At 73.6% G+C, this 11,930-nt stretch carries 11 protein-coding genes; 6 read left to right on the forward strand and 5 right to left on the reverse strand.

Annotation, left to right across the window (positions count from 1 at the left end; all coding sequences use genetic code 11):
- Nucleotides 1-77 precede the first annotated feature (77 nt).
- Nucleotides 78-1,997: a potassium channel family protein gene (locus ACFV9M_RS09870; RefSeq protein WP_385065596.1), complete on the reverse strand. Its 1,920-nt coding sequence runs from the start codon at nt 1,995-1,997 to the stop codon at nt 78-80.
- A 163-nt stretch (nt 1,998-2,160) separates the two neighbouring features.
- Here ACFV9M_RS09870 and ACFV9M_RS09875 point away from each other — a divergent pair, with 163 nt between their 5' ends.
- Entirely contained in the window at nt 2,161-3,189 is a 1,029-nt protein-coding gene (locus ACFV9M_RS09875) for a permease (RefSeq protein ID WP_385065557.1), read from the forward strand.
- Nucleotides 3,186-3,989, forward strand: coding sequence for a TIGR03943 family putative permease subunit (locus ACFV9M_RS09880; RefSeq protein WP_385065554.1), 804 nt, complete (start codon nt 3,186-3,188; stop codon nt 3,987-3,989). The genes ACFV9M_RS09875 and ACFV9M_RS09880 overlap by 4 nt, the downstream gene beginning before the upstream one ends.
- Nucleotides 3,990-4,010: 21 nt before the next feature.
- Here ACFV9M_RS09880 and ACFV9M_RS09885 read toward each other — a convergent pair whose 3' ends face one another.
- On the reverse strand, nt 4,011-4,304 hold the full coding sequence (locus ACFV9M_RS09885; RefSeq protein WP_385065551.1) for a zinc-ribbon domain-containing protein: 294 nt from the start codon (nt 4,302-4,304) through the stop codon (nt 4,011-4,013).
- A gap of 343 nt (nt 4,305-4,647) precedes the next feature.
- Between ACFV9M_RS09885 and ACFV9M_RS09890 the strand changes: the two genes are divergently transcribed.
- The 3 genes from ACFV9M_RS09890 to ACFV9M_RS09900 are packed head-to-tail and all read left to right on the forward strand — an operon-like array spanning nt 4,648 to nt 7,863.
- Nucleotides 4,648-6,201: an FAD-binding protein gene (locus tag ACFV9M_RS09890; protein WP_385065549.1), complete on the forward strand. Its 1,554-nt coding sequence runs from the start codon at nt 4,648-4,650 to the stop codon at nt 6,199-6,201.
- Between the two features lie 49 nt (nt 6,202-6,250).
- The gene (locus tag ACFV9M_RS09895) at nt 6,251-6,877 is read left to right on the forward strand and encodes a PadR family transcriptional regulator (protein WP_385065546.1); all 627 of its coding nucleotides are present in this window, start codon (nt 6,251-6,253) and stop codon (nt 6,875-6,877) included.
- On the forward strand, nt 6,874-7,863 hold the full coding sequence (locus tag ACFV9M_RS09900; RefSeq protein ID WP_385065543.1) for a hypothetical protein: 990 nt from the start codon (nt 6,874-6,876) through the stop codon (nt 7,861-7,863). The genes ACFV9M_RS09895 and ACFV9M_RS09900 overlap by 4 nt, the downstream gene beginning before the upstream one ends.
- Before the next feature lie 129 nt (nt 7,864-7,992).
- Here ACFV9M_RS09900 and ACFV9M_RS09905 read toward each other — a convergent pair whose 3' ends face one another.
- Both ACFV9M_RS09905 and ACFV9M_RS09910 read right to left on the reverse strand, forming a co-directional pair.
- Complete coding sequence (locus tag ACFV9M_RS09905) at nt 7,993-8,130, reverse strand: DUF397 domain-containing protein (RefSeq protein WP_385102368.1); 138 nt, start codon at nt 8,128-8,130, stop codon at nt 7,993-7,995.
- Nucleotides 8,087-9,001, reverse strand: a complete 915-nt coding sequence (locus ACFV9M_RS09910) for a Scr1 family TA system antitoxin-like transcriptional regulator (RefSeq protein ID WP_385065594.1) — start codon at nt 8,999-9,001, stop codon at nt 8,087-8,089. The genes ACFV9M_RS09905 and ACFV9M_RS09910 overlap by 44 nt, the downstream gene beginning before the upstream one ends.
- A gap of 178 nt (nt 9,002-9,179) precedes the next feature.
- On the opposite strand from ACFV9M_RS09910, the gene ACFV9M_RS09915 reads away from it, so the two are divergent.
- The gene (locus ACFV9M_RS09915) at nt 9,180-9,653 is read left to right on the forward strand and encodes an ATP-binding protein (protein ID WP_385065539.1); all 474 of its coding nucleotides are present in this window, start codon (nt 9,180-9,182) and stop codon (nt 9,651-9,653) included.
- Nucleotides 9,654-9,657: 4 nt separating this feature from the next.
- On the opposite strand, the gene helR is transcribed toward ACFV9M_RS09915, so the two are convergent.
- A complete protein-coding gene (helR, locus tag ACFV9M_RS09920; protein ID WP_385065537.1) occupies nt 9,658-11,841 on the reverse strand; it encodes an RNA polymerase recycling motor ATPase HelR in 2,184 nt (727 codons plus the stop codon).
- Between the last annotated feature and the right edge of the window lie 89 nt (nt 11,842-11,930).

The following is an 11,930-nucleotide window of genomic DNA, read 5'->3' on the forward strand; positions in this document are numbered from 1 at the left end:
GCAGGGGACGGCGGGGTGGTGACAGCGGGGCGGGGGTCACCGCCCCTGCGTCCTTGAACCCCTCCGCCTCCGTTCCGTCACCGCCCCTGCGTCCCTGAGCCCCTCCGCCGCCGTCCCAGCAGCTCCGCCAGCCCCTTGCGGGTGGCCGCCAGCACCACCCGGTCCTCGTTCCGCAGGACGTACGTCTCCGGCAGGTCCCACACCAGCTCGGACCCGCCCGGCCCCTCCTCGCCCGCGTCCAGCGCCAGCACCCGCCAGTGTCCGGCCCGGAACGCCTCCCCGACCGTCCGCCCGGCCAACTGCGCGTACGCCCCGACCTCCAGGGCGGCGAACAGCAGCACCCGCCGCTCCACCGGGATCGCCCCCAGGATCTGCCGCCCCATCATCGCCCCGGCGAACGACGGCGCCGCCAGATGCGTCACGCTCCGGCTCCGGGTGAGCGCCTGCGGGTGCGCGGCCCGCAGGGTGCGGTACACGGCGGTCGCGAAGTCGTCGTCGTACAGCCGCAGCACCACGCGCAGATCGGGCCGCAGGGAGCGGGCGTACAGCGCGGCCTCCAGGTTCGTCGTGTCGGAGCTGGTCACCGCGAGCAGCGCGTGCGCCCGGCCGATCTTGGCCGCCTCCAGCACGCCCTCCTGGGTGACGTCGCCGAACACCACCGGCACCCGCAGCCGCCGCGCCGCCGAGACGCCCCGCGCCTCGGGCGTGGCCTCGACGCACACCACGGGGATGTCCAGCTCCCGCAGCCGGGTCAGCACCCGCGTCCCGATCTTCCCCAGCCCCAGCAGCACCACATGCCCGCCGAGCCCGCGCGGCGGCCTGCGCACCGCCCCCGCCCCGCGGAACGTCCCCAGCGCCTCCAGCACCGCGGCCAGCAGCACCGGCAGCAGCAACAGCCCCATCAGCCCGGACAGCAGTTGCAGCACCTGCCGCTCCGTCGACTTCCCGAGCGCCGGCTCGTTGATCGCGAACAGGTCCAGCAGCGTCAGGTACACCGCGCCCAGCGGATGGATCCCGGTCACCAGCCACAGCGCCACCGCCAGCGCGACCACACAGCCCACCAGCCCGGCCAGCGACCAGCGCAGCCGCCGTGAGAACAGCGAGGCGAACGGCGGCACCATCCCGACCCCCCGCCCCGTGGGCAGCGCGCCCGCGGCCGAGTAGGCCACCTGCTCCAGGACGACACTGCCCCGCCCGGTCGCAGCGGCCACCGTCGCCGCGTCCGGCAGCAGCACCGGCCCCTGCTCCCCGCTGGCCTCGGAGCCGTCCGCGAAGGCGGGGTCGTTGCCCGTCGAGGACAGCAGCGCGAGGGTGGGCGGCCCCGCGCCGGCGACGTGCCCGGGTCCGGGCGGCGGGCGTTCGACGGCCCGCAGCAGCAGCCCGTCCGTCTGGACGACCTTGGTGGTGCCGGCGACGGCGGTCGCGGCCAGCGCGGGCGCGGCGGTGTCCGCGTCGGACAGGACGGTGGTCGAGGCGTCGCCGACCGTGCGGTCGCCGCCCCCCGACGCCAACGCGGCCGCCTGGTCGAGGAGTTCCTCTATGTGCTGCCCCAGCCGCCGGTTGTACAGCCGCAGCACGAGCCGCAGCCGGGGGTTGAGCCGGCGGGCGGTGAGGGCGGCGCGGATGTTGCGCTCGTCGTCCTCGTACACCAGGGCCAGCGCGGCGGCCTGTGCCACCCCCGCCTCGGCGAGGACGGCCTCGGTGGGCTCGGCGGCCTCCAGCTCGGGCCCGCTGCCGGGGTCACCGCTGCCGGCGCCGCCCCCTGGCGAACCGTTACTGCCGCTGCCGCTGCCGCTTGCGCTGCCGGCGGCGCGGTTGACGGCCGCGTTCACCACCCGGTCGAGGAAGGCCGCCGACACCGCGCGGGCGCGCCCGACGACCGGCGGCCGCACCGTCCGCTCGGACGGCGGTACGACGAGCGTGACCCGCTCCCCGTACACCTGCCGCAACTCGGCGGCCAGACGGTGCGCCAGCCCGTCGTCGCCGCACACCACCATGTGCCCGACGGGCTCACCCGACGGGGCGATCTGATTCGGAACGCTCCCCACGAGTGAGAAGACTGCCCCACCGGGACGGGCGGTTCCAGAGGTAGCTGAACGCGGGCGGGCGTCCGGCCGTAGGGGAGGGGAGGGCAAGACACGGATCCGGAGGTGCCCACCCGTGGCCATCACACGAGCCCCCTCGGACGAGGGGGAACTCCCGGCGGCGTCCCGGGAGCGAGCGCGGAAGTCCCCGGAGACCGGGCGTGTGACCTCCCCCCTGGCCCTCACCCTGCTCCTGCTCCTGCTGGTGCTGCTCCAGAGCCCCATCCGCCGCGCCCTGTCCGCACCGGTGATGCAGAGCTGGACGACGGTCTTCCTCGCGGTGGTCGTCCAGGCCCTGCCGTTCCTCGTCCTGGGGGTCCTGCTGTCGGCGGCGATCGCCGTGTACGTCCCTCCGTCGTTCTTCGCCCGCGCCCTGCCCCGTCGCCCCGCGCTGGCGGTCCCGGTGGCGGGGGCCGCGGGCGCGGTGCTGCCCGGCTGCGAGTGCGCGTCCGTGCCCGTCGCCGGCGCCCTGGTCCGCCGGGGCGTCACCCCCGCCGCTGCCCTGGCGTTCCTGCTCTCCGCCCCGGCGATCAATCCGATCGTGCTGACGGCGACGGCCGTCGCCTTCCCCCACGACCCCGCGATGGTCCTGGCCCGTTTCGCGGCGAGCCTGCTCGTGGCGTGCGCGATGGGCTGGTTGTGGCACCGCCTGGGCCGCATGGACTGGCTGCGCCCGCCGTCGCACGCCCCGCACGAGGGGCGGAGCAGGGGCGAGGCCTTCTGGGACTCGGTGCGGCACGACGTGACGCACGCGGGCGGCTTCCTCGTCGTCGGCGCGATGGCGGCGGCGACCCTGAAGGCCGCCGTACCGGAGACCTGGCTGCGCACGGCCGCCGGTCATCCGGCGGTGGCGGTCCTGGCCCTGGCCGTCCTGGCCGTGGTCCTGTCCCTGTGCTCGGAGGCGGACGCGTTCGTCGCGGCGTCGCTGACCCAGTTCTCGCTCACGGCCCGGCTCACCTTCCTGGTGGTCGGCCCGATGATCGACCTCAAACTGTTCGCGATGCAGGCGGGCACCTTCGGCCGCGCCTTCGCCCTGCGCTTCGCCCCGGCGACCTTCGTCCTCGCCGTCGCCGTGTCGGCCCTGACCGGGGCGGTGCTCCTGTGAACCGCCAGGCCCAGGCCGCGGTCCTGTTCCTGCTCGGCACGAGCCTCCTGCACGCCGGCACCACCGACCTCTACCTGCGCTACGTCAAGGCAGGCCTGCAACCGCTCCTCCTGGCGTCCGGCGCCGTCCTGATCGCCACGGCACTGGCGACGGGGTGGTACGAGTGGCGCGGGCCGAAGCGACGAGTGGAGACGGCGACCGGCAATCGGACGGTGACCGGGGATCGGACGGCGACCGGCGACCGGGTGGTGACCGGCGACCGGGTGGTGACCGGCGACCGGGCGGCGGCCCACCCCGAACCCCGCGTCTCCTGGCTCCTGCTCCTCCCCCTCCTGGCGCTGATCCTCGTCGCCCCGCCGGCCCTGGGCTCGTACACCGCCACCCGCACCGGTACGGCCCTCCAGGAACCGGTCGCCTACCCCGTGCTCCCCGCCACCGACCCCCTCCCGCTGGCGGTCGCCGACTACGCGGGCCGCGCGGCCTACGACCACGGCCGCACCCTCACCGGCCGCCGCGTCACCCTCACCGGCTTCGTCGCCCTGGACCGCGACGGCACCCCCTACCTGGTCCGCATGGCCCTCAACTGCTGCGCGGCGGACGCCCAGCCCGTCAAGGTCGGCCTCACCGGCCGCGTCCCCCCGGTCCTCCAGCCGGACACCTGGCTGGAGGTCACCGGCACCCACACCCCCCGGCTGACCCGCGACCCGGTCAACGGCGGCCCGATCCCGTTCCTCGAGGTCACCACCGCCAGGCCCGTGGCGGCGCCGGACGACCCGTACGACGAGACGTGGAACACCTGAGGAGGAGGCCCGGAGAACCGGTCACCGTCCCTGGTACGGCTGCTGCTGCGGCTGCCCGTGCGGCTGGCCGCCGTACCCGCCCGCGCCCTGCGCCTGCAACCGCTGAGCCTGCTCCGCGGTCACCTTCTGCTCGGCACCGCAGAAGGTGCACTGCGTCAGGTACTTCGTGGAGACCGGGAACAGCGGCACGAAGAAGAGCGTGAACTTCGTGACGCGCTTCCTGAGCGTGTGCGCGGCGGGGTTGCCGCAGCCCCCGCACACCAGCGTCAGTATCGCGAGCTGGTACAGGTACCCCTTGGTGCCGAAGATGATCACTGTTCCGTCCTTCCGTCCTGCCCGGATCCGTCCCTCCGATCCTCCCCCGGTTTCCCGGGCGGCGTCGCCCCGCACCCCGGGCCACCGCGGGAAGGGCATCTCCCATGCCGCCACGCCGCCGACACCACGTCGGTCCTGGCCGGCCGTCCCCGGATCCCGATGCGCCTCGACCCGCGCCGACCGGAGCCGGTCGGCCGGGGCGCCCCACCGGAACCCGCCGTACCGCTCGCACGGCCCTCGAACACCCCACGCGGTGACCTCAACTCCCCTACCCTGACGTGGATTTGACCGACTCAGGTCAATCGGATCACTTCGGAGCACTTCCGAGGGGGGAGTGGCACGTATGTCCCGCACACCGTCACGCCGTACTGTCCTGCGCGGACTCACCGTCACCGGGGCGGCCGTGATCGGCTTCGACCCCGCCACGCGGAGCTGGGCCACGACCGGCCCGGCGTCCGCCACGGAATCCGCAACGGCGTCAGGCCCGGCGTCCGCCACCGAGTCCGCCACGGCGTCCGGCCCCGGGCCGACCGCGGGGATCCCCGGAGTGTCCCGGATCCCCCGGCTGGACGGGACCCTCGTCACGGACGAGCCGTCGCTCACCGCCGCGGCGGACGACTTCGGCCACATCGTGCACCGCCGGCCGGTCGCCGTCCTGCGCCCGGGGTCCGTCCGCGACGTCGTCGCCATGATCCGGTTCTGCGGCGAGCACCGCCTGCCGGTCGCGCCGCGCGGCCAGGGGCACGCCGCGTTCGGCCAGGCGCAGGTCGAGGGCGGCCTCGTCGTCGAGACCGCGACGCTCGCGGACATCGGCCCGCTCGGGCCGGGCGGCACCACCGTCACGGTGGGCGCCGGCGCCCGCTGGAGCGACGTGGCCAAGGCCACCCTCGCCCACGGCCTCACCCCGCCCGTCTTCACCGACTACCTGGAGCTCTCCGTCGGCGGCACCCTGTCCGTGGGCGGCCTGGGCGGCCAGGCCCACCGGCACGGCGCCCAGGTCGACAACGTCACCGAACTCAGGGTCGTCACCGGCGCGGGTGAGCTCCTGCGCTGCTCCCCGTCCCGCCGCCCCGACCTCTTCCGCGCCGTCCTGGCCGGCCTCGGCCAGTGCGCCGTCATCGTGGAAGCCACCCTGCGCCTGGTACGCGCACCCGAGACCGTACGCCACTACCAGCTGACCTACGACGACCTGGAGACCTTCCTCGACGACCAGCGCGTCCTCGCCGAGGAGGGCCGTTTCGACTACGTCGAGGGCCAGGTCTTCGCGGACGCCGACGGGAGGTTCCGCACCTACGTCATGGAGGTGGTGGCCTACGGTCCGCCGGCCGGCCCCGCACCGGACGACACGGCACTCCTGCGCGGCCTGCGCCACGACCCCGCAGCCGTCCACCGCACCGACCTGCCCTACTACGACTTCCTCGACCGGCTGGCCCCCACCGTCGCCGCCCTGAAAGCGGCCGGCCAGTGGACATGGGCCCACCCCTGGCTCGACCTGCTGCTCCCCGGCAGCTCCGCCGCCACCGTCGCCGCACCGCTCCTGGACGCCCTCACCCCGGCCGACCTGGGCCCCGGCGTGATCCTCTTCTACCCGCTGCTGCGCGACCGGCTCACCACCCCGCTGTTCCGCGCCCCCGACGAGCCGGTGACGTACCTCTTCGACATCCTCGGCGCCGTCCCGCCCGACGACACCGCCACCCTCAACCGCCTCCTCGCCGCCAACCGCTCCGCCTACGAGAGCGCCGCGGCCGTCGGCGGCCACTGGTACCCCGTCGGCAGCATCCCCTTCACCCCCGCCGACTGGCAGGCCCACTTCGGCCCGGCCTGGTCCGGGCTGGAGGCGGCGAAACGCGCCTATGACCCCCGTTCGCTCCTGACCCCGGGCCAGAACGTCTTCTGACCGCGACTCCCACCTAGGAATGGTCTATTTAGACTGTTAGAGTTCGACCATGCCTCGTCGCGCCCTGGACAACCCGATCGTGCTGGCCGTGCTGGGACTCCTCCTGGAACAGTCCATGCACCCGTACCAGATGCTCTCCGAGCTGCGGAAACGCAGCGAGAGCCATGCGGCGGCGATCACGCGCGGCACGCTGTACAACACCGTCGCCGCCACGGTCGAGGCGGGCTGGGTGGCCGCACAAGGGCAGGAGCGCTCCGGCAACCGGCCGGAGCGGACCGTCTACGAGCTCACCCGGGCGGGGCGCGACGAGCTCGTGCGCCGGCTGGACTCCCGCATCCGCAACCCGGAGCGGGAGTTCTCCGAGTTCCTGGGCGCCGTCAGCTACCTCGGCGCCCTCGGACCCGGCGGCGCCGTGGAGGCGCTGACCGAGCGGACGGAACGCCTCCGGCACCGCACGGCGGCGGACGAGCGGCGCCTCACGGACGCCCTGACGGCCGGCGTGCCCCGGCTGCACGTCATCGAGGCCGAGTACGCGCTGTCCCTCGCGCGCGCCGAGATCGCGTGGATCGGCTCGGTCGTCGACGACATCCGCACCGGCTCACTGACCTGGCCCGGGTCCGGGCCCGCGACGGCATCCCCTGTGGCCGACCAGAAACGAGAGGACGCGGACGCATGACGCTTCCGGCACGTGAAGGACTGCTCTTCGGGATCTATCCCGGCGGAGTCACCGGCGACGACGCCGGAGGGCTGGCCGGCGGGCCGCCCGACGACCCGGCCCGCGTGGCCGACGCGCTCGACCGGCTCCAGGGCCGGGCGGACCGCCCGTTCCTGGTGCGCGCCTACACGGGCTTCGACGACACCACCCGGCTCGGCGAGCCCCACCCCACCGCGGCACCGGCGGACGCGGCCCGCTACGCCGTCCGGGGCCGCCGCCTCGACCTGGTGGCGCAGTACCGTTCGGCCGCCGGGGACGTCGACGGCTACTGCGCCTTCCTGCGCGAACTCGTCGCCCAGTACGGCGCCGTCACCGACACCCTCCAGGTCGCCGAAGAACCGAACGACACCACCAACCCCACGCTGGACGGCTACTACCCGGGCGTGCGGGACGCGATCGTCCGCGGTGTGGCCGCCGCCCGGGCACAGGCCCGCGACCTCGGACTCACGCACCTGCGCACAGGCATCAACACCTCTCCGCTCTTCGGCCCCGGCGCCTCCTTCCTCACCGACCTGACCGACCACGGAGGCGCCGACTTCGTCGCCGGCCTCGACTACGTCGGCCTGGACTTCTTCCCCGACGTCTTCCAGCCCGTGGCCGCCGCCGACCTGGCACCCGCCGTAGAAGGACTTCTACGCCACCACCGCGAGACGGCGATGACCCCGGCCGGCCTGGGACACCTGCCCCTGCACATCACCGAACACGGCTGGCCCACCGGCCCGGACCGCCCCCCGCACCGCCAGGCGGACGTCGTACGCACCGTGGTCGACACCATCGCGACCCACGCCACACGACTCGGCCTGAGCGGCTACACCCACTTCGCCCTCCGCGACGCCGACACCACCAACCCCGGCCTCTTCCACCGGTTCGGCCTCACCACCGACGACTACACCCCGAAGCCCGCCTTCGAGACCCTGAGAGACCTCATCGACCAGCACAGCCTGTGACGGCAACGGCCGGGTTCCCGAACGCTTTCCGGTTCTCGAGGCGGCCCGTGGCCCACCGGACCCTCGCGGGCGAGGATCCGGCGGACTCGGAAGGCGGGGGTGGCAGGTGCCCGGCCGGACCTGGCCGACTCAGATCCGGTGCCGAGCGCTCTTCAACTCGCTTATGAACGCCGACCAGGAGCCGGGTGCGAAGGTCAGGGCGGGGCCGTGCGGGGCTTTGCTGTCACGGACGGGGACGGCGCCCTGACTCACGTCGGCCACCTCCACGCAGTTGCCGCCCTCCTGATTGCTGTAGCTGCTCCTGCGCCAGACGGCGCCGTTCAGATCGGGACGGGACCTTGGCTTCACGGTGGTTGCCCTCCATCACGGATCGGATCATGTCGAGCGACATGAGCGGGGGCAGGGCTGCCGCCCTCAGCCGATCGTAGGTGAAGGAAAACCGCCTGACCTCGGCCGGATCCTCGACGAGTTGGCCGTAGTGCGCCCCTTCCGTGTAGACGACCTCCGAGTCGTCGGGCAGCGTGAGCATCGTCAGCGAGCCGCCCATCACGTCGTGCTCGCCCTGGTCGAACGGCAATACCTGCACAGTGATGTGGCGTTCCGTTGCGGTGTCCAGCAGCCGCCCCAATTGCTCACGCATCACCGCGTGACCGCCGACCGGACGCCTCAACACCGCTTCGTCGAGAACGACCCACAGGCTCGGTCGGTCAGCCGAGCCGAGCCGCTCCTGGCGTCCCATACGGGCTGTGAGCCGCTCCTCCAACTGCGCCTCGCTGCTCAGCGTCAGGCCGACGCTCAGGACGGCTCGAGCGTAGTTCTCGGTCTGCAGCAGACCAGGCACCACATGCGCCGCATACTCCCCGATGGACACCGCCCTCTCCGAGTACTCCATGAACTTCCGCGACCAGTCCGGGAACGCCTCCCGGTACACGTACGGCCACAACTCCACCAGCAGGTCGTCCGCCCCGAGGGCGGCATCCAGCGCTCGCGCCAGCTCCAGCGTCGGTTTCGCTCCGGAGGCCCGTTCGATCTGCGTGATGCGGGTGCTCACGACGTGTGTCTTCTGGCCGAGTTCCGCCTGGGTCAGGCCGGCCGCCGTCCGGAGCTTGCGCACCCGTACACCGAACAGTGCCGCCATCGACGTACTGGGATCGATTCCGTTGGCCAAGACGTCACTTCCGTTCCTTACGAGCCGAAAGGTAAGGCTGTGTCACCTTTCGAGCGTAGGGCCGCCCGACGACCCTTGAGTGCGGAACGTGACAACTCGCGCACGCTGCGGGGCGTCGGAAGAGACGACAGGCAAGGACGGGCACGCTGTGCTGACAGGACCGACCACCTCGGGCGAGGGGCCCCGCACGAGCACCGAACTCCCCGTGTTCAGCGCGTGGTTCACCTCCTCGCCCCGAGGGGCGCGACTCGCCCGGCGGCTCGCCGCGCGGTGGATGGAGGAGTGGGGGCACCCGCCGGTGTCGGACGCGTCGTGCGCGGTCGCCCTCGTCGTGGGCGAACTGGCCGCGAACGCCGTGCGGCACGGCCGGGTGCCGGGGCGCGACTGGCGCCTCCGGCTCCGGCTCGACCGGGCGTCGGGCCTGGTGCGGATCGAGGTCGCCGACGCGGCCGCCGGGAAACGGCCGCCCGCCGCCCCGCCCGAGCCGCTCCCCGACGGTGAGTCGGGCCGCGGTCTGCTCCTGGTGGACGCCCTGGCCGTGCGCTGGGGGACGGCGGCCCGTCACCCGGTGGGCAAGACGGTGTGGGCCGAGGTGCCGGTCGACGTTCCGGGCCTCCCCTGAGACGTCAGGGGCTGGTGAGGACGACGAGCTGCCCGGTCGCCCGGGTCATCGCGACGTAGCGGTCGACCGCTCCTCGGACGCCCTCGCCGAACGCCTCCGGGTCGACGAGGACGACCAGGTCGAACTCCAGCCCCTTCGACAGCTCCGGTGTCAGCGACCGGACGCGAGGCGTCGCCCGGAACGAGGGGTCGCCGATGACGCAGGCGGTCCCGTCGGCGTGCGCGGCGAGCCAGGCGTCGAGGACCGAGTGCAGATCCGAGGCGGATCCGTGCGCGACGGGGACGCCGCCGCTGCGGATGGAGGTCGGCACGTTGGCGTCCGGGAGCACGGCCCGGATGACCGGCTCGGCCTCCGCCATGATCTCCTCCGGTGTGCGGTAGTTCACGGTCAGGGCGGCCATGCTGATCCGGTCGAAGCCGACCCGTTCGAGCCGTTCCCGCCACGACTCCGTGAACCCGTGCCGGGCCTGGGCGCGGTCCCCGACGATGGTGAAGCTCCTGGACGGGCACCGCAGCAGCAGCATCTGCCACTCCGCGTCGGTGAGTTCCTGGGCCTCGTCGACGACGACGTGGGCGAACGGGCCGGCGAGCAGGTCCGGGTCGGCGGTGTGCAGTTCGGCCTCGTCGACCAGGCTGACCTGGGCGTCCTCGCCGCGCAGCATCGTCACCAGGCCCTCGCCGTCGTCACCGTCGGCGCCCGAGTCGGCCACGGCGTCGATCAGGTTGTCGACGACCTGGGCCATGCGCTCGCGCTGGGCGGCGATGGCGGCCCGGTGCCGGCGCTTGCGCCGCGCCGTCTGCGGGTCGCCGAGCCGCTGCCGTGCCGCGTCCAGGAGCGGCAGGTCGGACACCGTCCAGGCCTGGGGGTCCGCGCGCTGGAGCCGTCGTACGTCGTCGGGGCCGAGCCAGGGGGCGCACATCCGCAGGTACGCGGGCACCGACCACAGGTCCGAGACGAGGTCGGCCGCTTCGAGCAGCGGCCACGCGCGGTGGAACGCGGTGAGGAGTTCCCTGTTCCGCGACAGGGACCTGCGCAGCAGGGCGGGAGGGACGTCGTCGCCGTCGTGCTCGTCGGCGTGCTTGTCCTCCAGGATCGTGAGCAGCTCCTCCCAGACCTGGTCGCGCGCCTCGTTGTGCGGAGTACCGGGTTCCGCCGCCTCGAACGCCACGGCCCAGTCCGCGGCGCTCAGCCGGACGTCGGACCAGTGGGTCGTGACCGTCATCCCCTCGGTGGGCGGCTCCTCGTAGAACCGGACGGCCTTCTCGATCGCCCCCACCAGCTTCGCGTCCGACTTCAGGCGGGCCACCTCGGGATCGGCCTCGACCGCCGCCGCGGCTCCCTCGGCGACGAGGTCCCGCAGGACGCAGGTCTGGACGCCCTCCTCCCCGAGGCTGGGGAGGACGTCGGCGACGTAGGCCAGGTACGGCCGGTGCGGGCCGACGAACAGCACGCCGCCCCGCCGGTGACCGAGGCGGGGGTCGGAGTGGAGGAGGTAGGCGGAGCGGTGCAGGGCGACGACGGTCTTGCCCGTGCCCGGACCGCCGTCGACGACGAGGGCACCACGCGAACTCGCGCGGATGATGGCGTCCTGGTCGGCCTGGATGGTGCCGAGCACGTCCCGCATCCGGGGCGAGCGGTTGCCGCCCAGGCTGGCGATGAAGGCGGACTGGTCGTCGAGCGCGGCGTGCCCGGCGAAACCGTCCGCGGTGAACACCTCGTCCCAGTAGTCGCTGATCCGGCCGCGCGTCCAGCGATACCTGCGGCGGCTCGCCAGCCCCATCGGGTGGGCGTGGGTGGCTCCGAAGAACGGCTCGGCCGCGGGGGAGCGCCAGTCGACCAGCAGCCGGCGGCCCGTGCTGTCCGTGAGGCCGAGCCGTCCGATGTACACGGGCTCGGGGTCGTCCGCGCCCACCATGTGGCCGAGGCACAGGTCCAGACCGAAGCGCCGCAGCGTGCGCAGGCGGGCGGTCAGCCGGTGGATCTCCGCGTCCCGGTCCATCGCGTGCCGGCCGATGCCGCCGGGCGCCCGGCGTTCGGCGTCGAGGCGGCCGGACACGTCGGCGATCGACTCCTCCAGACACTCCGCGACGGCCGCGAAGTGCCGCTCGTCGCCGGCGATCAGCGCCGGGTCGGCCTTGGGCGCGAGACGGTCGGGAAGGTCGAACGCGCTGGTGGTCAGGGGTGTCACGGTGTCAACTCCGAGAGGGGTCGCTGGTGGGATGGTCGGTTCGGTCGCTTGCGACCCGTTCGGTGTCACGACAGGGCGGGGCATACGCG

The sequence above is a fragment of the Streptomyces sp. NPDC059895 genome, from assembly GCF_042731035.1.
In the GTDB taxonomy this organism is placed as follows: Bacteria; Actinomycetota; Actinomycetes; order Streptomycetales; family Streptomycetaceae; genus Streptomyces.

Excerpts from the sequence above, each read along its gene's own strand:
- ACFV9M_RS09890 (WP_385065549.1), top strand. The coding sequence starts at position 4,648 with ATGTCCCGCACACCGTCACGCCGTACTGTCCTGCGCGGACTCACCGTC.
- ACFV9M_RS09910 (WP_385065594.1), bottom strand. The coding sequence starts at position 9,001 with ATGGCGGCACTGTTCGGTGTACGGGTGCGCAAGCTCCGGACGGCGGCC.
- ACFV9M_RS09895 (WP_385065546.1), top strand. The coding sequence starts at position 6,251 with ATGCCTCGTCGCGCCCTGGACAACCCGATCGTGCTGGCCGTGCTGGGA.
- ACFV9M_RS09900 (WP_385065543.1), top strand. The coding sequence starts at position 6,874 with ATGACGCTTCCGGCACGTGAAGGACTGCTCTTCGGGATCTATCCCGGC.
- ACFV9M_RS09870 (WP_385065596.1), bottom strand. The coding sequence starts at position 1,997 with ATGGTGGTGTGCGGCGACGACGGGCTGGCGCACCGTCTGGCCGCCGAG.